The sequence below is a fragment of the Pseudoflavonifractor sp. An85 genome (assembly GCF_002161235.1).
In the GTDB taxonomy this organism is placed as follows: Bacteria; Bacillota; Clostridia; order Oscillospirales; family Oscillospiraceae; genus Enterenecus.
Genome location: NZ_NFHE01000139.1, coordinates 1 through 617 on the forward strand (window position 1 = coordinate 1; position 617 = coordinate 617).

Annotated in this window: 1 protein-coding gene; it reads right to left on the reverse strand. The window is 64.0% G+C overall.

All coding sequences use genetic code 11. The features are described from left to right. Window positions 1–4 precede the first annotated feature (4 nt). On the reverse strand, window positions 5–568 hold the full coding sequence (locus tag B5G37_RS14845) for a DUF3846 domain-containing protein (protein WP_158099459.1): 564 nt from the start codon (window positions 566–568) through the stop codon (window positions 5–7). Window positions 569–617: the final 49 nt, after the last annotated feature.

Here is a 617-nt window from a genome sequence, read left to right on the forward strand (position 1 = left end):
ACTCTCACCGCCCATCCATGCCGCGCTGGGGCTTGTCCGGCGTTTGGCCTCCGCCGAGCGCGTCGGAGGCGTCGCGGGAGGCGTCCGCCTCATCCTTGAGGCTCACGCCATGCTCCTGCGCGGGTTCCTCCCTATGGCGTCCCTGCTGGATGGCGAGGGCTTCGGCGAGACCGCTGCCGGGCGCGGAGACCTTGGTGAAGTAGTCGCCCACTTGGGCGATCTCCGCGTCGGTCAGGTCCCGGTCCATGCCGGTCTCCGGGTCGAAACCCACGGCCACAATGTCACCCCACAGGATGGTGTACAGTTCGCCCTCCTGCACGACGCTGGTGTAGTCCATCTGGGAGAGGTAGCCTTCCTCCTCCATGTTCCGGGTGGCGTAGACGGCGCGGTTGGGCGGGCAGTTGCCCAGCCCCTCCTCGTTCACGTACAGGCAGATGTTCTCCCCGAAGATCACGTCGAACGGTTCTATGTATCCGCCCACTAACTGTTGCAGGTCGTGGAGCGCGGACCCGTTCTCATCCTGTTGGATGTCGATGGCATGGGGCGTGCCGTCCGTTGGTATGAGCATTCCCTTCATGATGGGGCCTTCTTTCTCTATCGCTGGTTTTCATGGGTCG